General features: G+C 37.7%; 13 protein-coding genes, 2 tRNA genes, 7 rRNA genes and 1 other annotated feature. Of the genes, 19 read left to right on the forward strand and 3 right to left on the reverse strand.

Features of this window, described 5'->3' with window-relative positions:
• Positions 1-37 precede the first annotated feature (37 nt).
• The 6 genes from Ccar_RS20955 (at position 38) to serC (ending at position 5169) form a co-directional block, all read left to right on the forward strand.
• Complete coding sequence (locus Ccar_RS20955) at positions 38-820, forward strand: EFR1 family ferrodoxin (RefSeq protein ID WP_007065039.1); 783 nt, start codon at positions 38-40, stop codon at positions 818-820.
• On the forward strand, positions 811-966 hold the full coding sequence (locus Ccar_RS27150) for a hypothetical protein (RefSeq protein WP_007064050.1): 156 nt from the start codon (positions 811-813) through the stop codon (positions 964-966). The genes Ccar_RS20955 and Ccar_RS27150 overlap by 10 nt, the downstream gene beginning before the upstream one ends.
• A gap of 170 nt (positions 967-1136) precedes the next feature.
• The gene (locus Ccar_RS20965; protein ID WP_007064051.1) at positions 1137-1322 is read left to right on the forward strand and encodes a hypothetical protein; all 186 of its coding nucleotides are present in this window, start codon (positions 1137-1139) and stop codon (positions 1320-1322) included.
• Between the two features lie 130 nt (positions 1323-1452).
• Positions 1453-1657 (forward strand) — a binding site (T-box leader).
• Positions 1658-1869: 212 nt separating this feature from the next.
• The gene (locus Ccar_RS20970; RefSeq protein WP_007064052.1) at positions 1870-2799 is read left to right on the forward strand and encodes a D-2-hydroxyacid dehydrogenase; all 930 of its coding nucleotides are present in this window, start codon (positions 1870-1872) and stop codon (positions 2797-2799) included.
• A gap of 18 nt (positions 2800-2817) precedes the next feature.
• The gene (locus tag Ccar_RS20975) at positions 2818-4068 is read left to right on the forward strand and encodes a DUF1015 domain-containing protein (protein ID WP_007065041.1); all 1251 of its coding nucleotides are present in this window, start codon (positions 2818-2820) and stop codon (positions 4066-4068) included.
• Between the two features lie 18 nt (positions 4069-4086).
• Positions 4087-5169 (forward strand): 3-phosphoserine/phosphohydroxythreonine transaminase, encoded by a 1083-nt coding sequence (serC, locus tag Ccar_RS20980; protein WP_007064055.1) that lies wholly within the window; start codon positions 4087-4089, stop codon positions 5167-5169.
• Between the two features lie 41 nt (positions 5170-5210).
• Here the strand turns inward: serC and Ccar_RS20985 are convergent, their stop codons facing one another.
• Positions 5211-6371 carry a class I SAM-dependent methyltransferase gene (locus tag Ccar_RS20985; protein ID WP_007065042.1) on the reverse strand — a complete coding sequence of 387 codons (1161 nt, stop codon included), beginning with the start codon at positions 6369-6371 and terminating at the stop codon, positions 5211-5213.
• Between the two features lie 166 nt (positions 6372-6537).
• Between Ccar_RS20985 and Ccar_RS20990 the strand changes: the two genes are divergently transcribed.
• The 6 genes from Ccar_RS20990 to Ccar_RS21015 all read left to right on the forward strand — a co-directional run bounded on the left by Ccar_RS20990 (position 6538) and on the right by Ccar_RS21015 (position 13991).
• Positions 6538-7473, forward strand: coding sequence for a GNAT family N-acetyltransferase (locus tag Ccar_RS20990; protein ID WP_007064059.1), 936 nt, complete (start codon positions 6538-6540; stop codon positions 7471-7473).
• Positions 7474-8044: 571 nt separating this feature from the next.
• Positions 8045-9556, forward strand: a 16S ribosomal RNA gene (locus Ccar_RS20995).
• Positions 9557-9779: 223 nt separating this feature from the next.
• Positions 9780-12678: ribosomal RNA gene (locus Ccar_RS21000) — 23S ribosomal RNA — on the forward strand.
• A gap of 55 nt (positions 12679-12733) precedes the next feature.
• A 5S ribosomal RNA gene (gene rrf / locus Ccar_RS21005) occupies positions 12734-12850 on the forward strand.
• The 16S, 23S and 5S rRNA genes sit together here with 1 tRNA gene alongside, the layout of an rRNA operon.
• 5 nt (positions 12851-12855) lie before the next feature.
• Positions 12856-12931 (forward strand) — tRNA-Lys (locus Ccar_RS21010).
• A 112-nt stretch (positions 12932-13043) separates the two neighbouring features.
• Complete coding sequence (locus tag Ccar_RS21015) at positions 13044-13991, forward strand: zinc-binding metallopeptidase family protein (protein WP_007064240.1); 948 nt, start codon at positions 13044-13046, stop codon at positions 13989-13991.
• Between the two features lie 23 nt (positions 13992-14014).
• On the opposite strand, the gene Ccar_RS21020 is transcribed toward Ccar_RS21015, so the two are convergent.
• Positions 14015-14605 carry a uracil-DNA glycosylase gene (locus tag Ccar_RS21020; protein ID WP_007064241.1) on the reverse strand — a complete coding sequence of 197 codons (591 nt, stop codon included), beginning with the start codon at positions 14603-14605 and terminating at the stop codon, positions 14015-14017.
• A gap of 193 nt (positions 14606-14798) precedes the next feature.
• Here Ccar_RS21020 and Ccar_RS21025 point away from each other — a divergent pair, with 193 nt between their 5' ends.
• Entirely contained in the window at positions 14799-15932 is a 1134-nt protein-coding gene (locus Ccar_RS21025; protein WP_007064242.1) for a pyridoxal-phosphate-dependent aminotransferase family protein, read from the forward strand.
• A gap of 82 nt (positions 15933-16014) precedes the next feature.
• Here Ccar_RS21025 and Ccar_RS21030 read toward each other — a convergent pair whose 3' ends face one another.
• Positions 16015-16341, reverse strand: a complete 327-nt coding sequence (locus Ccar_RS21030) for a DUF1904 domain-containing protein (protein WP_007064243.1) — start codon at positions 16339-16341, stop codon at positions 16015-16017.
• A gap of 513 nt (positions 16342-16854) precedes the next feature.
• Here Ccar_RS21030 and Ccar_RS21035 point away from each other — a divergent pair.
• The 6 genes from Ccar_RS21035 to Ccar_RS21060 all read left to right on the forward strand — a co-directional run bounded on the left by Ccar_RS21035 (position 16855) and on the right by Ccar_RS21060 (position 24781).
• Positions 16855-18366: ribosomal RNA gene (locus Ccar_RS21035) — 16S ribosomal RNA — on the forward strand.
• 223 nt (positions 18367-18589) lie between these two features.
• Positions 18590-21488 (forward strand): 23S ribosomal RNA (locus tag Ccar_RS21040).
• A gap of 55 nt (positions 21489-21543) precedes the next feature.
• Positions 21544-21660 (forward strand): 5S ribosomal RNA (gene rrf, locus Ccar_RS21045).
• 7 nt (positions 21661-21667) lie between these two features.
• A tRNA-Phe gene (locus Ccar_RS21050) sits at positions 21668-21743 on the forward strand.
• A gap of 145 nt (positions 21744-21888) precedes the next feature.
• Entirely contained in the window at positions 21889-22635 is a 747-nt protein-coding gene (locus Ccar_RS21055; protein ID WP_007064322.1) for a peptidylprolyl isomerase, read from the forward strand.
• A 634-nt stretch (positions 22636-23269) separates the two neighbouring features.
• Positions 23270-24781: ribosomal RNA gene (locus Ccar_RS21060) — 16S ribosomal RNA — on the forward strand.
• The last annotated feature ends 79 nt before the right edge of the window (positions 24782-24860 follow it).

Consider the following 24860-nt stretch of genomic DNA (forward strand, 5'->3'; position numbering starts at 1 on the left):
AAATTATTTATAAAAAGTAAACATGTGGAGTTTTAATATGAAAGGTTTATTATATTATTTTAGTGGTACAGGTAACACCAAGTGGGTAGCAGATACATTAAAAAAACATTTTAGGAATAATAAAATAGATTTAGAGTTATTAAATATTGAAAAGGTTGATGAAGTTAAGCGTAATCAATTTGATTTTTTAATAATAGGTTCTCCTGTTTATGCTGAGATAGAGCCGAAAATAGTAGATGATTTTTTAAACAAGCTTCCTAAGTGTATAAGAAATTTTAAAACAATTATATACGCTACCCAAGGTGGAAAATCATCATCAGCACCAGCTATAATGGCAAAAAAATTAAAAAACAAAGGATATAACATTTTTATTGAAGAATGTATAAAGATGCCTAACAATTATTATTTTTTATTAAACAAACAACCCAATGTTAATGAATATGATAAAATTTTATATAATGCGGAATGTAAGGTGAAAACTATAGTTGAAAGTTTTATGGAAAATAATAAATTAAAAAAAGAAAACTCTTTGATAAGAATAAAGCTTGGAAAAACATGTGGAAGTTTTTTTAGAAGGATGATTCCTAAAATTTCAAAAAATATTACGGCTACATCAGAATGTACTAAATGTGGTATTTGTCTTACAAATTGCCCAAAAGGTAATATAACGTTTGAAGATGGAAAAGCAGTTTTTCATAGTAAATGTATGTTATGCTTAAGATGCATTTATGTATGTCCGGTAAATGCTATAACATACAAAGGAAAAAAAATAAAGCAAATACAAAAAGATAGGATCAAGGGGGTAATTAAATGCCAGTAGTTGATAAAAATTGTAATGTATGTCCTGAGTATGGCAAGGAGTGTCAGGGAAAGGCTGAAGATTGTATATGTAGAAGATGTCCAAGAAGCTTAGGAAAATGTTTAATTACCAGGTATTGTACTGAAACAGAATCAATTTTAAATTAAGAAGAGAGCTTTTATAAAATTATTTTTATAGAAGCTTTTTTTAATTAAGGAATTTTAAATTTTTTATAATTATTTTTTATTTTTAGTAATTTTATTTTTTATTAGGGTAATAATATTGTTATGGTAACTTTGATTTACAAAATGATATTACTATTTTGGAGAGTGAATTTATGATTTCTTTAGAAGATAAAATGTTAGTAGCACAAAATTGTGAAGAATATAGACCTAAAGATTATATAAATATTACAAATATGAGTTATATGTCTGGAAATTGTAACTACTGTGTTAATTATAATAATGGCACTTGTAATAAAAAGTTATTTGAGAAAATTGATAAAATGATAAAAGTTAATTAGGTCAAATAATAAGATTAATAATAAATTAAATAAAAAAATTCTAAAATGTAAATAAAAAAAATTAAAATATATGTTGACAAAATGTAATAATGTAATTATAATAAAAAACAAGCAGTAAGAAAAAAATAAAATTTATCCTATGAAGAGAATAGTAGCATAAAGTAAATTTAAGAGAGTCAGTGGATGGTGAGAACTGATAATTGTACTTTTGTGAATCCGCCTTGGAGGATTATTACGATGAGTAATACGGTTAAAATCGTTATTTTTAAGTAAGTGAGTCATATATTTAATTATGTGGCTAATAAGGGTGGCAACGCGAGTCAATCGTCCCTATGTGGATGGATTGGCTTTTTTATTTACTATATGTGCTACAGCAGTGTACAACTTTGTATATGTAACGCTTTACTGCTGTACAGCTGTAAAATAAAATTGTACTTGGAGGTATCAAACATGTATAAATAATTATTCACATTAGGATATGTAGGAATAAAGCAAGATGCAGATAAAATATTAAAATTTTGGAATGAATAGAAGGGGGCTCTTAATAATGATAAGAATATTAGTTTGTGATGGAATGGAAAAGGATGCTATAGAAAAATTAAAGAATGATGGTTTTGAAGTTGTGGATAAACATTATGAAGAAGATGAACTTAAAGAAAAAATAAAGGATTTTGATGTAATGGTGGTAAGATCAGCAACTAAGGCTAGAAAGCCATTAATAGATGAAGCTAAAAATGGGGAACTAAAATTAATAATTCGTGGTGGAGTTGGAGTAGATAATATTGATGTAGAATATGCTAGGGAAAATGGCATTGAAGTTAGAAATACACCTAATGCAAGTAGTGCATCAGTAGCAGAGCTAGCTATTGGACATATGTTTGCTTTAACAAGATATATAAATATATCTAACATTACAATGAGAGATGGAAAGTGGGAGAAGAAAAAATATAAAGGTGTTGAATTATTTGGTAAAACATTAGGTCTTATAGGATTTGGAAGAATAGCTAAAGAAGTTGCTAAAAGAGCAGAAGCTTTAGGAATGAAAGTAATTTATACAGATAAATTAGGCAAAGCAAAAGGATATGATAAATATCAATTCTGTACTTTAGAAAATTTATTGAAAAAAGCAAACTTTATATCAATTCATGTTCCATTTAATAAAGAAGACGGTGCTGTTATAGGCGAAAAAGAATTTAAGCTAATGAAGGATGGAGTATATTTGATAAACTGTGCTAGAGGTGGAGTTGTTAATGAAAATGCTTTAGTTGAAGCTTTAAATTGTGGAAAAGTAGCAGGAGCTGGAATTGATGTATTTGAAAATGAACCAAATCCAAATCCAGAATTAATTAATAATCCTAGAGTTTGTGCAACTCCTCATATAGGTGGATCAACAGAAGAAGCTCAGGAAAGAATAGGAAATGAAATAGTAAATATAATTGAAGAAACTTTTGAATATGCGAATGCTGTTAATGCATAAAGAGAGGAGAGAAGTAAAATGGCAGTTTTAAACCCTTTTAAATCAGTAAGACCTACGAAAGAATTGGCAGCTAGGGTTGCTGCCCTTCCTTATGATGTTATGAATAGGGAAGAGGCAAAAAAAATGGTGGAAGGTAATGAATATTCTTTTTTACACATAGATAGGGCAGAAATTGACTTACCAGATAGTACAAATGCTTATGATGAAAAGGTATATGAAAAAGCAAAAGAAAATTTGAATGGTATGATCGATAAAGGAATATTTGTACAAGATGAACAAGCATGTTTTTACATTTATAGACTTATAATGAATGGAAAGGCACAAACTGGTATAGTAGGATGTGTTTCTATAGATGATTATATAAATAATGTAGTAAAAAAACATGAACATACTAGACAAGATAAAGAAAATGATAGAATTAACCACGTAAATACTTGTGATTCAAATACAGGTCCGATTTTTTTAACTTATAGATATAACGATGAAGTTAATAACATAATAAATACATGGACTCAAAAAGAACCTTTATATAAATTTGTAGCAGAAGATGGAGTAGAACATATAGTATGGACTGTAAATGATAATAATGCTATTAACAGTATATCTGGTCTTTTTAAGAACATAGATAATTTATATATAGCAGATGGTCATCATAGAGCAGCATCCGCTATAAAGGTTGGAATAAAAAGAAGAGAACAAAATCCAAATTATAAAGGTGACGAAGAATTTAATTTCTTCTTATCAGTACTTTTCCCAGATTCTGATTTAAATATAATGGATTATAACAGAGTTGTTAAGGAACTTAATGGTTTTTCTAATGAAGAATTCATGGATAAAGTTTCAGAAAAATTTAATATAAGTATGTATGAAAAAGAAGAACCATATAAACCAGATTGTAAGCATACTTATGGGATGTATCTTGATGGAAAATGGTACAAACTTGAAGCTAAAGAAGGAACTTATAATGATCAAGATATTGTTAAAAGATTAGATGTTTCTATTCTTCAAGAAAATTTGTTAAAACCAATTTTAGGAATTAAGGATCCTAGAACAGATGATAGAATAGATTTCGTAGGTGGTATTAGAGGACTTAAAGAGTTGGAGCGAAGAGTAGCAGAACAACAAGATGAAGGAGTAGCTTTTTCTATGTATCCACCTTCAATGGAAGAATTACTAGATGTTGCAGATGCAGGGGAGGTTATGCCTCCAAAATCAACTTGGTTTGAACCTAAATTAAGAAGTGGAATATTTATTCATAAGTTAAAATAAACAAGGGGGCTTTTTAAAATGTCAAGAGTATATAATTTCGCAGCAGGACCAGCTACATTACCAGAGGAAGTGCTTAGAGAAGCAGCAGCAGAAATGTTGGATTATAAAGGAACTGGTATGTCAGTTATGGAGATGAGCCATCGTTCTAAGGCTTTTGAGGAAATAATTGGGGATGCAGAAAAAACATTAAGAGAAATAATGAACATTCCAGATAATTATAAGGTATTATTTTTGCAAGGTGGGGGATCTCAGCAATTTGCAATGATTCCTATGAACTTAATGAAAAATAAGGTTGCTGACTATATTAAAACAGGTCAATGGTCTAAAAAAGCAATAGCAGAAGCAAAAATATATGGAAAAGTTAATGTTATAGCTTCTTCAGAAGATAAGAATTTTACGTATGTACCAGATTTAAAAAATTTAAAGATTTCTGATGATGCAGATTATGTTTATATATGCCATAATGAAACAGTACATGGACTTAAATATAATGATATACCAGAAACAGGTGATAAAATATTAGTGGCTGACATGTCTTCAGATATACTATCAGAGCCTGTAGATGTAACTAAGTACGGACTTATTTTTGCTGGAGTTCAAAAAAATATAGGACCAGCAGGAGTTGTTGTAGTAATAATTCGTGAAGATTTACTTACAGATGATGTATTACCAGGTACTCCAACTGTTCTTAGATATAAAATTCATGCAGATAATAAGTCATTGTATAATACACCACCAGCATATGGAATATACATATGTGGTAAGGTATTTAAGCTTGTTCAAAAATTAGGTGGCTTAGAAGCAATGAAGAAGAGAAATGAAGAAAAAGCTACTATATTATATAATTATCTTGATTCAAGCAATATGTTCAAGGGAACAGTTGAAAAGAAAGACCGTTCATTGATGAATGTACCTTTCGTAACTGATTCAGCTGAATTAGATGCTAAATTTGTAAAAGAAGCTAAAGCAGCTGGATTTGATAACTTAAAGGGACACAGAACTGTTGGTGGTATGAGAGCAAGCATATATAATGCTATGCCAATAGAAGGTGTTAAGGCTTTAGTAGAATTTATGAAGAAATTTGAGGCAGAAAATAAATAGTTCAGTTTTATAAAAGGGGTAAATTATACCCCTTTTTATTTTTACCATTCATTTAAAAAGCCATATAATGCAGGATACACATTTAAGCTTGACATAAGATTAAAATATTCACTCATTAAGTCTTCATCTTCTTCTTTAGTCTTCAATGCTCTTATCATAATATTTTTAGGTGTTTCCAGCGGAGAAATATATTCTACTACAGAAACGTCATAACCCTTAGCTTCAAGCATTAAAGCTCTCATGCCATCAGTTAGAATGTCAGCCATTCGAGATTTTAATACGCCATATTTTAATATATTTTTAAAAGGTTCGTATTTATATTGACCTAGAAGTTCTTTTTGACAGCAGGGAACTGCAATTATGGCATCGGAATTCAATTTTATTCCAGTAGCTAAAGCCATATCTGTAGCAGTATCACATGCATGAAGAGACATAACTATATTTATTTTATTTTTTGGTACATAATCCTTAATGTCTATTGCATAAAAGTCCATATTTCTATAACCTAAATTATTAGCCATTTTTTTAGAGGTTTCTATTACGCTTTCTTTATAGTCAAGCCCTATAAAGTGGCATTTTACTTTTTTTACTTCTGTTAAATAATAGTTTAGTACAAAGCTTAAATAAGATTTGCCACATCCACAGTCAAGTATGTTTATAACTTTGTTTCTAGGTAATTTAGTTAGCATTTCATCAAATAATTCTACATAATGATCTATTTGATTATATTTTCTTATTTTATCGTTTTTTATTTTACCTTGGCTGGACATAATACCAATCTCTTTTAACAGAGCATCAGCACTTCCAACTTTTATGTAGTAATTCCTGTTTAATAAAGTTGAAGTTTCATTAAATTCGTTAGAAGATTCATCCTTTACATCTATGTTTTTCATTTTTACATTTGTATTATCAGCTTCTATTAATATGTCGGTGCCTCTTTCACTATAGGTTAAAGTTAAACTATCATAATTTAAAGCTTCAGTACAAACAATTTCTATTAATTTATTTATCGATATTGAATTAGTAGTACCATTAAAATTGAATTTAATATTTCCATTATCATATTCTCCTATACCGTTGAAGTTTTTTAAACCTGCTTTATAGGTCACTTTTATACCTTTAAATATATCTTTATTTTCACTGAATCTGCTACTTAATCCTATTAAAAATAAGTTTAATTTAGCTACATTTTGCTTATTCATAAAAAAACACATCCTTAACTTATCTATTTAAATCATATAAATAATATAAACATATAAATGCTAATTATCAATATTTTTAACTTAATATTATATGTTATAATATTATTTGTAATTTATATAAATATAAAATATGAAAAAGTGCAGGCTTAAATTAGGAGAGGTTAATATGTTAAAGGAACAGTATGTTACTGTAGACTTAGTAAAAGGAAGTACAAATGAATATATAATAAGAGATAAAGATGGAATAACTATAGGAAGGGTATTCATTATTGAACTTTCAGATAAGAATAAATATTGTAGTTTTAGAATTAAATTTTATAAATCAGGCAGCTCAAGCTATGAGTTATTAAAGGAGTCTTTGGAAACATTCTTAAGATCTTTATTTAGAAATATGAATGTATATAAAGTTAATGTCATAGCTGATGAAGAAATAAATATAATGTGCTTTACAGATTTAGGGTTTAAGCTAGAAGGTGTAATCTCTAACAGTATAATTAGTAATAATTTTTATAAAGATGAAATTTTGTTTGGAATAGATTTTGATATTTTTAAAAATGGGCACAGATGTAGAGAGTTAGATATAAAAGGTATTAATATAGGTGTTTCAGTACTGACCCCTAATGATGCAGAGGATGTGCTTAAATACTATATAAAAAATAAAGAATATTTGAGACCTTTTGAACCTGATAGAGAGGAAAATTTTTATACATTGCCTGTACAAAAAAGAAACTTGATTGAATCATATAAGCAGTTTTTAAATGGAGATAGCGTTAATTTTGGTGTTTATAAAAGTAAAAAACTTATAGGAAAAATACAAATATCTAATATAGTTATGGGTGTATTCAAAAGTGCATTTGTAGGTTATTCAATAGATGAAGATGAACAGGGTAAAGGATATATGAAGGAAGCTTTGAGATTAGTATGTGAGTATGCATTTAGCGAAATGGGGCTACATAGATTAGAAGCATCTACATTATTAGATAATGAAAAATCACAAAGAGTACTTAAAGCTTGTGGCTTTAAAGAACTTGGTGTAAGTGAAAAATATTTGTTCATTAATGGGAAGTGGAGAGATCATAAAATTTTTTATAATGTGAAATAAAATATGTAAATACTATTTAGCATAATTAAAGATCTTTTTAGTTAAACTATTACTAGAAAGGTCTTTTAGAGTTTTTAGGTAAATAGCAAAACTCATAGATAAAGTTGTAAAGTTGTAAATTTGTATTGAAAAAATCATAAACTTAGCCTTGTGTATCTATAAGCGAAAAACTATGTAAATAGTAAGTAAAATAGAGCAATCAAAGAATAAACAGGATATGTACTAGTATTATCAAATATAACATTATAAATATATGATACAATAACACATGTCGCTTGAGAGAGCAGACAGTTACTTAGAAAATGAAACATAAAAAATATGTTGACAACTTCTTAAGTAACATGGTATTATGTTAAAGCTGTGTGATGCAGCAAGCTTAACAAAAAAGAATTTGAAAAAAAGTTCTTGACAAGGTTAAGAAAACATGATAAGATATAAAAGTCGCTGAGATGCGGCAAGATCCTTGAAAATTAAACAGAGTGAAAGTAAGATATAAATCTTATTTTAAATAAGCCAGTATTAGTTAAACTAATAAGTTTAACGTCAATAATTTGAGTACAGATTAAACTTTTAAATTGAGAGTTTGATCCTGGCTCAGGACGAACGCTGGCGGCGTGCTTAACACATGCAAGTCGAGCGATGAAATCCCTTCGGGGATGGATTAGCGGCGGACGGGTGAGTAACACGTGGGCAACCTGCCTCAAAGTGGGGGATAGCCTTCCGAAAGGGAGATTAATACCGCATAACATTAGTTTTTCACATGAAATACTAATTAAAGGAGTAATCCGCTTTGAGATGGGCCCGCGGCGCATTAGCTAGTTGGTGAGGTAACGGCTCACCAAGGCCACGATGCGTAGCCGACCTGAGAGGGTGATCGGCCACATTGGAACTGAGACACGGTCCAGACTCCTACGGGAGGCAGCAGTGGGGAATATTGCACAATGGGCGAAAGCCTGATGCAGCAACGCCGCGTGAGTGATGAAGGCCTTCGGGTTGTAAAGCTCTGTCTTTGGGGACGATAATGACGGTACCCAAGGAGGAAGCCACGGCTAACTACGTGCCAGCAGCCGCGGTAATACGTAGGTGGCGAGCGTTGTCCGGATTTACTGGGCGTAAAGGATGCGTAGGCGGATGTTTAAGTCAGATGTGAAAATCCCGAGCTTAACTTGGGAACTGCATTTGAAACTGGATATCTAGAGTGCGGGAGAGGAGAATGGAATTCCTAGTGTAGCGGTGAAATGCGTAGAGATTAGGAAGAACACCAGTGGCGAAGGCGATTCTCTGGACCGTAACTGACGCTGAGGCATGAAAGCGTGGGTAGCAAACAGGATTAGATACCCTGGTAGTCCACGCCGTAAACGATGAATACTAGGTGTAGGAGGTATCGACTCCTTCTGTGCCGCAGCTAACGCAATAAGTATTCCGCCTGGGAAGTACGATCGCAAGATTAAAACTCAAAGGAATTGACGGGGGCCCGCACAAGCAGCGGAGCATGTGGTTTAATTCGAAGCAACGCGAAGAACCTTACCTAGACTTGACATCCCCTGAATTACCTGTAATGAGGGAAGCCCTTCGGGGCAGGGAGACAGGTGGTGCATGGTTGTCGTCAGCTCGTGTCGTGAGATGTTAGGTTAAGTCCTGCAACGAGCGCAACCCTTATCATTAGTTGCTACCATTAAGTTGAGCACTCTAGTGAGACTGCCCGGGTTAACCGGGAGGAAGGTGGGGATGACGTCAAATCATCATGCCCCTTATGTCTAGGGCTACACACGTGCTACAATGGTGAGTACAGAAAGATGCAAGACCGTGAGGTGGAGCAAAACTTTTAAAACTCATCTCAGTTCGGATTGTAGGCTGAAACTCGCCTACATGAAGCTGGAGTTGCTAGTAATCGCGAATCAGCATGTCGCGGTGAATACGTTCCCGGGCCTTGTACACACCGCCCGTCACACCATGAGAGCTGGCAACACCCGAAGTCCGTGAGGTAACCGTAAGGAGCCAGCGGCCGAAGGTGGGGTTAGTAATTGGGGTGAAGTCGTAACAAGGTAGCCGTAGGAGAACCTGCGGCTGGATCACCTCCTTTCTAAGGAGTCGACAAAGTAGGTAATTCTACTTTGAAGGTTTATTTAATAGCTCTGTTTAATTTTGAAGAATCTAATTCTTCAAATTGTTCTTTGAAAATTGCACAGTGAATATAACTTTTAAATTAAAAGTAAAGCTAAAGGTAAAACTACTTATTATATAAGTAAAAAAACCTTTGTAGATTTTAACTAAGAAAATTGTTGAAAGACAATTTTCACATGAATGGTCAAGCTACAAAGGGCGCATGGTGAATGCCTTGGCACCAGAAGCCGAAGAAGGACGTGATAAGCTGCGATAAGCTTTGGGTAGGCGCAAATAGCCTGAGATCCAGAGATTTCCGAATGGGGAAACCCACAATGCTAACGCATTGTACTGTAAACTGAATACATAGGTTTATGGAGGTAAACCCGGGGAACTGAAACATCTAAGTACCCGGAGGAAGAGAAAGAAAAATCGATTTTCTAAGTAGCGGCGAGCGAAAGGGAAAGAGCCCAAACCAGGAACTTGTTCCTGGGGTTGCGGATAGATCATAAATACTGTGATTTCTTAATTGAAGAGAGCTGGAAGGCTCCGCCGTAGAAGGTAACAGCCCTGTAAGTGAAAGGAAATAGCAGTCAGATCTACTCCAGAGTACCACGAGACACGTGAAACCTTGTGGGAAGCAGGGAGGACCACCTCCCAAGGCTAAATACTAACTGGTGACCGATAGTGAAGCAGTACCGTGAGGGAAAGGTGAAAAGAACCCCGGAAGGGGAGTGAAATAGAACCTGAAACCGTGTGTCCACAACCGGTCGAAGCACTTTTATGTGCGACGACGTGCTTTTTGTAGAACGAGCCAGCGAGTTACGGTATGTAGCAAGGTTAAGTACTTAAGGTACGGAGCCGAAGGGAAACCGAGTCTGAATAGGGCGAAAAGTTGCATGTCGTAGACCCGAAACCGGGTGACCTATCCATGGCCAGGATGAAGCGGAAGTAAAATTCCGTGGAGGTCCGAACCACGTTGGTGTTGAAAAACCATGGGATGAGCTGTGGATAGCGGAGAAATTCCAATCGAACTCGGAGATAGCTGGTTCTCCTCGAAATAGCTTTAGGGCTAGCGTTGAGATTGAGTAGTGGAGGTAGAGCACTGAATGGGCTAGGGGCTGACAACAGTTACTGAACCCTATCAAACTCCGAATGCCATATACTTGTATCTCAGCAGTCAGACTGCGAATGATAAGATCCGTAGTCAAAAGGGAAACAGCCCAGATCATCAGCTAAGGTCCCAAAGTGTAAGTTAAGTGGAAAAGGATGTGGGATTTCTAAGACAACTAGGATGTTGGCTTAGAAGCAGCCACTCATTTAAAGAGTGCGTAATAGCTCACTAGTCAAGAGATCCTGCGCCGAAGATGTCCGGGGCTAAAACTTACCACCGAAGCTATGGGCTCGAAAGAGCGGTAGAGGAGCTTCCTGTATGGAGTGAAGTCGTACCGAAAGGAGCGGTGGACTGTACAGGAGTGAGTATGCTGGCATAAGTAGCGAGAAATAAGTGAGAATCTTATTGGTCGAAAATCTAAGGTTTCCTGAGGAAGGCTCGTCCGCTCAGGGTTAGTCGGGACCTAAGCCGAGGCCGAAAGGCGTAGGTGATGGACAATCGGTTGATATTCCGATACCACCAACTGACGTTATTACAAATGGGATGACGCAGGAGGATAGGATGTGCACACTATTGGATGTGTGTCTAAGCACTTAGACAGATCAGACAGGCAAATCCGTCTGGTTAATGTTGAGGTGTGATGGGGAGTGGCTTTATGCCGCGAAGTATCTGATTCCACGCTGCCAAGAAAAGTCTCTATGGAGGATGTTGGTGCCCGTACCGCAAACCGACACAGGTAGATGAGGAGAGAATCCTAAGACCATCGGAAGAATTGTTGTCAAGGAACTCGGCAAATTGACCCCGTAACTTCGGGAGAAGGGGTGCCTATGAAAGTAGGTCGCAGAGAATAGGCCCAAGCAACTGTTTAGCAAAAACACAGGTCTCTGCTAAAGCGAAAGCTGAAGTATAGGGGCTGACGCCTGCCCGGTGCTGGAAGGTTAAGGGGAATACTTAGCGCAAGCGAAGGTATGAACTTAAGCCCCAGTAAACGGCGGCCGTAACTATAACGGTCCTAAGGTAGCGAAATTCCTTGTCGGGTAAGTTCCGACCCGCACGAATGGCGTAATGACTTGGGCACTGTCTCGACAACAAATCCGGCGAAATTGTAGTGCAAGTGAAGATGCTTGCTACCCGCGATTGGACGGAAAGACCCCGTAGAGCTTTACTGCAGCTTAGCATTGAGTTTCGATATTGTCTGTACAGGATAGGTGGGAGACTGCGAAACAGGGGCGTCAGCTTCTGTGGAGTCATCCTTGGGATACCACCCTGACAGTATTGGGATTCTAACCGGCGGCCATGAAACTGGTCACGGGACATTGTTAGGTGGGCAGTTTGACTGGGGCGGTCGCCTCCAAAAAAGTAACGGAGGCGCCCAAAGGTTCCCTCAGAACGGTTGGAAATCGTTCGAAGAGTGCAAAGGCAGAAGGGAGCCTGACTGCGACACATACAGGTGGAGCAGGGACGAAAGTCGGGCTTAGTGATCCGGTGGTTCCTCGTGGGAGGGCCATCGCTCAACGGATAAAAGCTACCTCGGGGATAACAGGCTGATCTCCCCCAAGAGTCCACATCGACGGGGAGGTTTGGCACCTCGATGTCGGCTCGTCGCATCCTGGGGCTGAAGTAGGTCCCAAGGGTTGGGCTGTTCGCCCATTAAAGCGGCACGCGAGCTGGGTTCAGAACGTCGTGAGACAGTTCGGTCCCTATCCGTCGCGGGCGTAGGAAATTTGAGAGGAGCTGTCCTTAGTACGAGAGGACCGGGATGGACTGACCTCTGGTGTACCAGTTGTTCCGCCAGGAGCATGGCTGGGTAGCTATGTCGGGACGGGATAAACGCTGAAAGCATCTAAGCGTGAAACCCACCTCAAGATTAGATTTCCCATAGCGTAAGCTAGTAAGACCCCTTGAAGAACACAAGGTTGATAGGTCAGAGGTGTAAGCATGGTAACATGTTCAGCTGACTGATACTAATAGGTCGAGGGCTTGACCAAATAAATTCACTGTGCAATTTTGAGATAACAAAATCTCTAAAATTAAATAAGAATATCTGGTGATAATGACATAAAGGTAACACCCGTTCCCATTCCGAACACGATGGTTAAGCTTTATAGTGCCGATGGTACTGCAGGGGAGGCTCTGTGGAAGAGTAGGTCGTTGCCAGGTTGTATGGTTTACTAGCTCAGTTGGTAGAGCACATGACTTTTAATCATGTTGTCCGGGGTTCGATTCCCCGGTAAGCCACCAAAAGAAACACTCATTAACGAGTGTTTCTTTTTTTATGTTGTAGTATAATAAAAATGATATTGCCGCGGAAATTATAAAAACTGAATTTGTAATAATTTAAGGAGGGTAATTGATGGATAAATGTTTAATAAAGCTTATGAACACATTTAGTATTAGCGGAAATGAAGATGAAATAAAAGATATTATAAAAAATGAATTGAGAGATATTAAGTGCGACATTAAAGAAGATAAAATAGGGAATATGATTGTAAAATTAGGACATGGTGAAGAAAAACTTATGATTTGTTCACATATGGATAGTATAGGTTTTATGGTTTCCTATATAGAAGAAAATGGACTTATAAGAGCAGAAAAAATAGGTAATTTCGATTGCAATAATGTATCTCATAGTTTTGTAAGATTTAAAAATGAAACTATAGGAAAACTTTTATTAAATAAGGATGAAATATTTATAGATATAGGAACAAAGAATAAGGAAACTACACTAAATAAAGTTAAAGAAGGGGATACGGCATGTTTAGTAGGACCTTACTTGGAGTTTCCTAGCAATGATTTAGTAAGTCCTTCATTAGATAATAAAATAGGATGTTACATATTACTAAGATTAATAAAAGAATTAAAGAATACAAATAGAGAAGTATATTTTGTTTTTTCATGTGAACAAAAATTAGGTGGAAGAGGTATAAGATCTGCTGCTTATTCCATAGATCCTGATTTTTGTATTATTATAGATTTAGTAAGTGCAAAAGATGCTATAGATTGCTTAAATAAGATTGAGTTGGATAAAGGTCCTGTACTAAAACTAATGGGTAATTCAATTATAATGCATAAGTACATAAAAAGTATGCTTGAAGAAGCAGCTAATAAAGTAAATATAAATGTACAATATAGTGTGAGTCCCGGAAGTTCTCAATGTGACTTAATACATAATGAAAGACTAGATATAAGGATAGGAGAAATAGCAGTACCTTGCAAATATAAAAATTCAGTTTCAGAAATGGTTTCTATAAATGACATTGAAAATACTATTAGTATTATAAAAGAAGCAATATCAAATTAAGTATAGTGAAAGAAGCTCTAAATTTAAATTTTATTTAGAGCTTCCTTTAGTTTATTCCAATCTTCTTGATACATAGAGTAAAATTCTTCATTTCTATTATAAGTTAGTGCAGAAGGGTGATACATCGGAAATACATATCTTTTTAATTCGTTATTAAAGTAAAGATCACCATGACATTCACCTATAGATTTAAAATTAGTTAGCCTCTTTAATGGAACATTACCTAAAGTTACAATGATTTTAGGATTAACTAAATTTATTTCCTCATTTAGCACTTCACGAAATAAATTTACTTCAGAAGTTTTAGGAGGTCTATTGCTTATGGTTGTTCTTCCAGAGGAACTTTCTTTTATCTTTATAGGTCTAAAAAAGCAAGTGTTTGTTATATGAACATCTTTCCTAGATAGTCCTATGGAGTTTAGATGCTTTTCAAAGTTTTTTCCTGCAACTCCTACAAATGGTTTTCCTTCCTCCACTTCTGTTTTTCCAGGAGCTTCTCCTACAAATAATATATTACAAGGAATAGGACCATCACCATAAATAAAACCTCCAATTTTCTCTTCTGTGTAATTTTCACTTATTTGCTTTATTTTTTGTTTTAAAATTTCATCCATAGTTATAAAGACTCCCTTCATTAATTTACTTTAGCATATTTTATTATAAACTATATATCCTATTATACATAACTATTATATCTTAAAACAAAACATTTAAAACAAAATTGTATTCATACATTTGTCTTAAATGGTGAAAATGATATAATTATACAAAAATCTTTAAAATATGTTTGCTAGGAGTGATACGAATATGAATGTTCCACACATAATGACGCCAGGTCCAACTGAAGTAAGAGAAAATGTAAGGTTAGCAAGAAGCATTAGATGTACTAACCCAGATTTAGATTATAATTTTTATGATTTCTATAAAGAAACTTGTGGAAAAATAGGAGCACTATTAAAGACTAAAAATCATGTGAGAATACTAAGTGGGGAAGGCATATTAGGGTTAGAAGCAGCTTGTGCATCACTAACAGAAAAAGGTGATAGAGTTTTAGTAATAGATAATGGAATATTTGGAGAAGGTTTTGGTGACTTTGTAAAAATATATGGTGGTGAAGTTGTATTTTTTAAGGGTGATAGAAAAAGAGAAATAGATATAGAGGAATTAAAAAGTTTTTTAGAAAGTGATAGTAATTTTAAATATGCTACTGTTGTACATTGTGATACACCTTCAGGAGTACTAAATAACATATCATTAATATGTCCATTATTAAAAGAGAAAGGTATTCTTACTGTAGTAGATAGTGTAGCTGCTATGGGAGGAGAAGAAGTAAAAACAGATGATTGGAAAATAGATATACTGATTGGTGGCTCACAAAAGTGCATTTCTGCGCCACCAGGGCTTACTATATTAAGTATAAGTGATGATGCTTTTAATTGTATGAAGAATAGAAAAAGTGATATAGCTTCTTTTTATTGTAATTTATTGAATTGGGAAAAGTATTATGAAAATAAGTGGTTTCCATATACACCACCTATAAGTGATATAGTTGGATTAAGAAGAGCTATAGATAACATGTTAGAAGATGAAGACATATTATCTAGACATGAAAAAATAGCCACAGCTACTAGAAATGCAATTAGGGAAGCAGGATTAGAATTATATACTGAAGAAGGGTATTCCAGCACGGTTACTGTAATTAAAGTTCCAGATGGAATAGATGACAAGAAACTAAGGAACTACATGGTAGATAGATATGATGTGATGATAGCTGGTTCTTTTGGGTATTTAGAGGGGAAGGTAATAAGAATAGGTCATATGGGTGAGAATGCAAGAATAGATAATGTAAGTCATGTATTATTTGCTCTTCAAAAATCCTTAGAGCATTTTGGATTTAAGTGTAAATGTGATATGTTCAGTTGTTTTTTAAGAGAATTTTAAAATTATAAAAGTTTGACTCCACAACTTAATATATTTTGGAGTCAAACCTTCTATTAAAATATATTACTAATTTCGGAAAGTACTAAAAATGCTTCCCATTTTCGTAATAGTTATTTTCTTTAAATACAGTGAAGAATATATCTACATCGTTATAACCTATATTATGTATAAAAGTAGTTATGCATTGAGCTACTTTATCTTGAATTTGTTGGCCTCTATCAAACCAAGCTACTTCAACAAAAGGGTATCCATTATCTATTAAGCCATTCTTTATAAATACAGAAGGAATATGTTCTATTGTAAAATAATTTTCTGGACAACCTATAATATCTTTTAATTCATTAATCAATTCAGTACTTATAGGTAAGATTTTTTCTCTATCAATACCTCTTATTTTTATTTGTGGCATTTGAATCACCTCCCATAATATTTTAACTTATTTAGTGAAAAAAACAAATATTAAACTTGTAAATACGTAATAAATTAAGGCAACACTTCCTTGTGTATCAATATGAGTATAAGTAAGTAAATTATATTTAAATTAAAGTAATAGGTATATAAATAGGTTTTAATGATAAAATAGTATATATATAATATAAAAAGTGTGATACAATAACACATGTCGCTTGAGAGAGCAGACAGTTACTTAGAAAATAAAACATGAAAAATATGTTGACAACTTCTTAAGTAACATGGTATTATGTTAAAGCTGTGTGATGCAGCAATCTTAACAAAAAAGAATTTGAAAAAAAGTTCTTGACAAGGTTAAGCAAACATGATAAGATATAAAAGTCGCTGAGATGCGGCAAGATCCTTGAAAATTAAACAGAGTGAAAGTAAGATATAAATCTTATTTTAAATAAGCCAGTATTAGTTAAACTAACAAGTTTAACGTCAATAATTTGAGTACAGATTAAACTTTAAAATTGAGAGTTTGATCCTGGCTCAGGACGAACGCTGGCGGCGTGCTTAACACATGCAAGTCGAGCGATGAAATCCCTTCGGGGATGGATTAGCGGCGGACGGGTGAGTAACACGTGGGCAACCTGCCTCAAAGTGGGGGATAGCCTTCCGAAAGGGAGATTAATACCGCATAACATTAGTTTTTCACATGAATTACTAATTAAAGGAGTAATCCGCTTTGAGATGGGCCCGCGGCGCATTAGCTAGTTGGTGAGGTAACGGCTCACCAAGGCCACGATGCGTAGCCGACCTGAGAGGGTGATCGGCCACATTGGAACTGAGACACGGTCCAGACTCCTACGGGAGGCAGCAGTGGGGAATATTGCACAATGGGCGAAAGCCTGATGCAGCAACGCCGCGTGAGTGATGAAGGCCTTCGGGTTGTAAAGCTCTGTCTTTGGGGACGATAATGACGGTACCCAAGGAGGAAGCCACGGCTAACTACGTGCCAGCAGCCGCGGTAATACGTAGGTGGCGAGCGTTGTCCGGATTTACTGGGCGTAAAGGATGCGTAGGCGGATGTTTAAGTCAGATGTGAAAATCCCGAGCTTAACTTGGGAACTGCATTTGAAACTGGATATCTAGAGTGCGGGAGAGGAGAATGGAATTCCTAGTGTAGCGGTGAAATGCGTAGAGATTAGGAAGAACACCAGTGGCGAAGGCGATTCTCTGGACCGTAACTGACGCTGAGGCATGAAAGCGTGGGTAGCAAACAGGATTAGATACCCTGGTAGTCCACGCCGTAAACGATGAATACTAGGTGTAGGAGGTATCGACTCCTTCTGTGCCGCAGCTAACGCAATAAGTATTCCGCCTGGGAAGTACGATCGCAAGATTAAAACTCAAAGGAATTGACGGGGGCCCGCACAAGCAGCGGAGCATGTGGTTTAATTCGAAGCAACGCGAAGAACCTTACCTAGACTTGACATCCCCTGAATTACCTGTAATGAGGGAAGCCCTTCGGGGCAGGGAGACAGGTGGTGCATGGTTGTCGTCAGCTCGTGTCGTGAGATGTTAGGTTAAGTCCTGCAACGAGCGCAACCCTTATCATTAGTTGCTACCATTAAGTTGAGCACTCTAGTGAGACTGCCCGGGTTAACCGGGAGGAAGGTGGGGATGACGTCAAATCATCATGCCCCTTATGTCTAGGGCTACACACGTGCTACAATGGTGAGTACAGAAAGATGCAAGACCGTGAGGTGGAGCAAAACTTTTAAAACTCATCTCAGTTCGGATTGTAGGCTGAAACTCGCCTACATGAAGCTGGAGTTGCTAGTAATCGCGAATCAGCATGTCGCGGTGAATACGTTCCCGGGCCTTGTACACACCGCCCGTCACACCATGAGAGCTGGCAACACCCGAAGTCCGTGAGGTAACCGTAAGGAGCCAGCGGCCGAAGGTGGGGTTAGTAATTGGGGTGAAGTCGTAACAAGGTAGCCGTAGGAGAACCTGCGGCTGGATCACCTCCTTTCTAAGGAGTCGACAAAGTAGGTAATTCTACTTTGAAGGTTTATTTAATAGCTCTGTTTAATTTTGAAGAATCTAATTCTTCAAATTGTTCTTTGAAAATTGCACAGTGAATATAACTTTTAAATTAAAAGTAAAGCTAAAGGTAAAACTACTTATTATATAAGTAAAAAAACCTTTGTAGATTTTAACTAAGAAAATTGTTGAAAGATAATTTTCACATGAATGGTCAAGCTACAAAGGGCGCATGGTGAATGCCTTGGCACCAGAAGCCGAAGAAGGACGTGATAAGCTGCGATAAGCTTTGGGTAGGCGCAAATAGCCTGAGATCCAGAGATTTCCGAATGGGGAAACCCACAATGCTAACGCATTGTACTGTAAACTGAATACATAGGTTTATGGAGGTAAACCCGGGGAACTGAAACATCTAAGTACCCGGAGGAAGAGAAAGAAAAATCGATTTTCTAAGTAGCGGCGAGCGAAAGGGAAAGAGCCCAAACCAGGAACTTGTTCCTGGGGTTGCGGATAGATCATAAATACTGTGATTTCTTAATTGAAGAGAGCTGGAAGGCTCCGCCGTAGAAGGTAACAGCCCTGTAAGTGAAAGGAAATAGCAGTCAGATCTACTCCAGAGTACCACGAGACACGTGAAACCTTGTGGGAAGCAGGGAGGACCACCTCCCAAGGCTAAATACTAACTGGTGACCGATAGTGAAGCAGTACCGTGAGGGAAAGGTGAAAAGAACCCCGGAAGGGGAGTGAAATAGAACCTGAAACCGTGTGTCCACAACCGGTCGAAGCACTTTTATGTGCGACGACGTGCTTTTTGTAGAACGAGCCAGCGAGTTACGGTATGTAGCAAGGTTAAGTACTTAAGGTACGGAGCCGAAGGGAAACCGAGTCTGAATAGGGCGAAAAGTTGCATGTCGTAGACCCGAAACCGGGTGACCTATCCATGGCCAGGATGAAGCGGAAGTAAAATTCCGTGGAGGTCCGAACCACGTTGGTGTTGAAAAACCATGGGATGAGCTGTGGATAGCGGAGAAATTCCAATCGAACTCGGAGATAGCTGGTTCTCCTCGAAATAGCTTTAGGGCTAGCGTTGAGATTGAGTAGTGGAGGTAGAGCACTGAATGGGCTAGGGGCTGACAACAGTTACTGAACCCTATCAAACTCCGAATGCCATATACTTGTATCTCAGCAGTCAGACTGCGAATGATAAGATCCGTAGTCAAAAGGGAAACAGCCCAGATCATCAGCTAAGGTCCCAAAGTGTAAGTTAAGTGGAAAAGGATGTGGGATTTCTAAGACAACTAGGATGTTGGCTTAGAAGCAGCCACTCATTTAAAGAGTGCGTAATAGCTCACTAGTCAAGAGATCCTGCGCCGAAGATGTCCGGGGCTAAAACTTACCACCGAAGCTATGGGCTCGAAAGAGCGGTAGAGGAGCTTCCTGTATGGAGTGAAGTCGTACCGAAAGGAGCGGTGGACTGTACAGGAGTGAGTATGCTGGCATAAGTAGCGAGAAATAAGTGAGAATCTTATTGGTCGAAAATCTAAGGTTTCCTGAGGAAGGCTCGTCCGCTCAGGGTTAGTCGGGACCTAAGCCGAGGCCGAAAGGCGTAGGTGATGGACAATCGGTTGATATTCCGATACCACCAACTGACGTTATTACAAATGGGATGACGCAGGAGGATAGGATGTGCACACTATTGGATGTGTGTCTAAGCACTTAGACAGATCAGACAGGCAAATCCGTCTGGTTAATGTTGAGGTGTGATGGGGAGTGGCTTTATGCCGCGAAGTATCTGATTCCACGCTGCCAAGAAAAGTCTCTATGGAGGATGTTGGTGCCCGTACCGCAAACCGACACAGGTAGATGAGGAGAGAATCCTAAGACCATCGGAAGAATTGTTGTCAAGGAACTCGGCAAATTGACCCCGTAACTTCGGGAGAAGGGGTGCCTATGAAAGTAGGTCGCAGAGAATAGGCCCAAGCAACTGTTTAGCAAAAACACAGGTCTCTGCTAAAGCGAAAGCTGAAGTATAGGGGCTGACGCCTGCCCGGTGCTGGAAGGTTAAGGGGAATACTTAGCGCAAGCGAAGGTATGAACTTAAGCCCCAGTAAACGGCGGCCGTAACTATAACGGTCCTAAGGTAGCGAAATTCCTTGTCGGGTAAGTTCCGACCCGCACGAATGGCGTAATGACTTGGGCACTGTCTCGACAACAAATCCGGCGAAATTGTAGTGCAAGTGAAGATGCTTGCTACCCGCGATTGGACGGAAAGACCCCGTAGAGCTTTACTGCAGCTTAGCATTGAGTTTCGATATTGTCTGTACAGGATAGGTGGGAGACTGCGAAACAGGGGCGTCAGCTTCTGTGGAGTCATCCTTGGGATACCACCCTGACAGTATTGGGATTCTAACCGGCGGCCATGAAACTGGTCACGGGACATTGTTAGGTGGGCAGTTTGACTGGGGCGGTCGCCTCCAAAAAAGTAACGGAGGCGCCCAAAGGTTCCCTCAGAACGGTTGGAAATCGTTCGAAGAGTGCAAAGGCAGAAGGGAGCCTGACTGCGACACATACAGGTGGAGCAGGGACGAAAGTCGGGCTTAGTGATCCGGTGGTTCCTCGTGGGAGGGCCATCGCTCAACGGATAAAAGCTACCTCGGGGATAACAGGCTGATCTCCCCCAAGAGTCCACATCGACGGGGAGGTTTGGCACCTCGATGTCGGCTCGTCGCATCCTGGGGCTGAAGTAGGTCCCAAGGGTTGGGCTGTTCGCCCATTAAAGCGGCACGCGAGCTGGGTTCAGAACGTCGTGAGACAGTTCGGTCCCTATCCGTCGCGGGCGTAGGAAATTTGAGAGGAGCTGTCCTTAGTACGAGAGGACCGGGATGGACTGACCTCTGGTGTACCAGTTGTTCCGCCAGGAGCATGGCTGGGTAGCTATGTCGGGACGGGATAAACGCTGAAAGCATCTAAGCGTGAAACCCACCTCAAGATTAGATTTCCCATAGCGTAAGCTAGTAAGACCCCTTGAAGAACACAAGGTTGATAGGTCAGAGGTGTAAGCATGGTAACATGTTCAGCTGACTGATACTAATAGGTCGAGGGCTTGACCAAATAAATTCACTGTGCAATTTTGAGATAACAAAATCTCTAAAATTAAATAAGAATATCTGGTGATAATGACATAAAGGTAACACCCGTTCCCATTCCGAACACGATGGTTAAGCTTTATAGTGCCGATGGTACTGCAGGGGAGGCTCTGTGGAAGAGTAGGTCGTTGCCAGGTAAGATTTGGCTGGATAGCTCAGTCGGTAGAGCAGAGGACTGAAAATCCTCGTGTCCCTGGTTCGATTCCTGGTCCAGCCACCAAAAACCTTAGGTGTTTCCTAAGGTTTTTTTACATATATAAATATACTTATTAATAAATTAAAGGGTATAAATATATAGAAAAAAATTTAAAAATATGTCATAATTGTTTATGGCAAACAAAATAATATTTTTAAGGAGAAAAAATATGGATAACAAGGTATTAGCAGTTGTAAATGGAAAAGAAATAACACAAGTTGATTTAGATTCAACAATTAAGAGATTTCCTAATGAAAGACAAGGATATTTACAAACTGAAGCAGGTAAAAAACAGTTATTGGAAGAAATAATATCTTTTGAGCTTATTTACAATTATGCAAAAGATAATAATATGGAAAATGACAGTGATTATATTGCTCAGCTTGAAATGGCTAAAAAAGAAATTTTAACTCAAACAGCTATAGCTAAAGTTATGCAGCAGGTTTCTGTAGAAGATAAAGAAGTAGAAGATTATTATAATGCAAATAAAGAAAATTTTAAAGAGCCTGAAACTGTAAGTGCAAAACACATTCTTGTAGAATCTGAAGAAAAAGCAAAAGAAGTAGCAGAAGAAATAAATGCTGGTACTACTTTTGAAGATGCTGCAAAAAAATATTCTTCATGTCCATCAAAAGAACAAGGTGGAAATCTTGGAAAATTTGGTAGAGGACAAATGGTACCTGAATTTGAAGAAGCAGCTTTTGCTTTAGAGATAGGAACATTAAGTGCACCTGTTAAAACTCAATTTGGATATCATTTAATAAAGGTTGAAGATAAATCTAAGGGAGCAGTAAAATCCTTCGAAGAAGTAAAAAATTCTATTAAGAATAAATTATTGCAAGAAAGACAATCTTTTAAATATACACAGTTAAATAAAGAGCTTAGACAGAAGTATGATGTACAAATTAATAATTAGAACATATTAAAAAATTTAGGGGATGCTAGCAAAGTTAGCATCCTATTGTTTTGTAGTAGTAATTTAATTTAGTGAAAATATTACTTTGATAGTTAATAATTTTAGAATATATCTATTTAATAAATTACATAAACTTGTCCTAGAGTATCATTAGGTAATATACGTAGTTATTACAAAGAAAATAGTGTATAGTGTATTTAATTTAAAATAAATACAAATAATATTAAAGCAAGAAATATTGTAGGATGTTAATATAATAAACGTTGTCAGATAAGACAGCAATTGTTTAGGAAAAATGTAAATAGGTATAGAGATTTTTTATTTTCACGTATTGATTGATAGTTTTTTAGTTAGTTTTGTGAAAATAAAAAAGTTTAAAAATCTGTTGACAAGAACTTAAATAATGTGGTATTATGTTAAAGCTGTGTGATGCAGCAAGCTTAACAAAAAAGAATTTGAAAAAAGTTCTTGACAAGGTTAAGCAGACATGATAAGATATAAAAGTCGCTGAGATGCGGCAAGATCCTTGAAAATTAAACAGAGTGAAAGTAAGATATAAATCTTATTTTAAATAAGCCAGTATTAGTTAAACTAATAAGTTTAACGTCAATAATTTGAGTACAGATTAAACTTTTAAATTGAGAGTTTGATCCTGGCTCAGGACGAACGCTGGCGGCGTGCTTAACACATGCAAGTCGAGCGATGAAATCCCTTCGGGGATGGATTAGCGGCGGACGGGTGAGTAACACGTGGGCAACCTGCCTCAAAGTGGGGGATAGCCTTCCGAAAGGGAGATTAATACCGCATAACATTAGTTTTTCACATGAATTGCTAATTAAAGGAGTAATCCGCTTTGAGATGGGCCCGCGGCGCATTAGCTAGTTGGTGAGGTAACGGCTCACCAAGGCCACGATGCGTAGCCGACCTGAGAGGGTGATCGGCCACATTGGAACTGAGACACGGTCCAGACTCCTACGGGAGGCAGCAGTGGGGAATATTGCACAATGGGCGAAAGCCTGATGCAGCAACGCCGCGTGAGTGATGAAGGCCTTCGGGTTGTAAAGCTCTGTCTTTGGGGACGATAATGACGGTACCCAAGGAGGAAGCCACGGCTAACTACGTGCCAGCAGCCGCGGTAATACGTAGGTGGCGAGCGTTGTCCGGATTTACTGGGCGTAAAGGATGCGTAGGCGGATGTTTAAGTCAGATGTGAAAATCCCGAGCTTAACTTGGGAACTGCATTTGAAACTGGATATCTAGAGTGCGGGAGAGGAGAATGGAATTCCTAGTGTAGCGGTGAAATGCGTAGAGATTAGGAAGAACACCAGTGGCGAAGGCGATTCTCTGGACCGTAACTGACGCTGAGGCATGAAAGCGTGGGTAGCAAACAGGATTAGATACCCTGGTAGTCCACGCCGTAAACGATGAATACTAGGTGTAGGAGGTATCGACTCCTTCTGTGCCGCAGCTAACGCAATAAGTATTCCGCCTGGGAAGTACGATCGCAAGATTAAAACTCAAAGGAATTGACGGGGGCCCGCACAAGCAGCGGAGCATGTGGTTTAATTCGAAGCAACGCGAAGAACCTTACCTAGACTTGACATCCCCTGAATTACCTGTAATGAGGGAAGCCCTTCGGGGCAGGGAGACAGGTGGTGCATGGTTGTCGTCAGCTCGTGTCGTGAGATGTTAGGTTAAGTCCTGCAACGAGCGCAACCCTTATCATTAGTTGCTACCATTAAGTTGAGCACTCTAGTGAGACTGCCCGGGTTAACCGGGAGGAAGGTGGGGATGACGTCAAATCATCATGCCCCTTATGTCTAGGGCTACACACGTGCTACAATGGTGAGTACAGAAAGATGCAAGACCGTGAGGTGGAGCAAAACTTTTAAAACTCATCTCAGTTCGGATTGTAGGCTGAAACTCGCCTACATGAAGCTGGAGTTGCTAGTAATCGCGAATCAGCATGTCGCGGTGAATACGTTCCCGGGCCTTGTACACACCGCCCGTCACACCATGAGAGCTGGCAACACCCGAAGTCCGTGAGGTAACCGTAAGGAGCCAGCGGCCGAAGGTGGGGTTAGTAATTGGGGTGAAGTCGTAACAAGGTAGCCGTAGGAGAACCTGCGGCTGGATCACCTCCTTTCTAAGGAGTCGACAAAGTAGGTAATTCTACTTTGAAGGTTTATTTAATAGCTCTGTTTAATTTTGAAGAATCTAATTCT

It is taken from the genome of Clostridium carboxidivorans P7 (assembly GCF_001038625.1).
GTDB classification, from domain to species: Bacteria; Bacillota; Clostridia; order Clostridiales; family Clostridiaceae; genus Clostridium_AM; species Clostridium_AM carboxidivorans.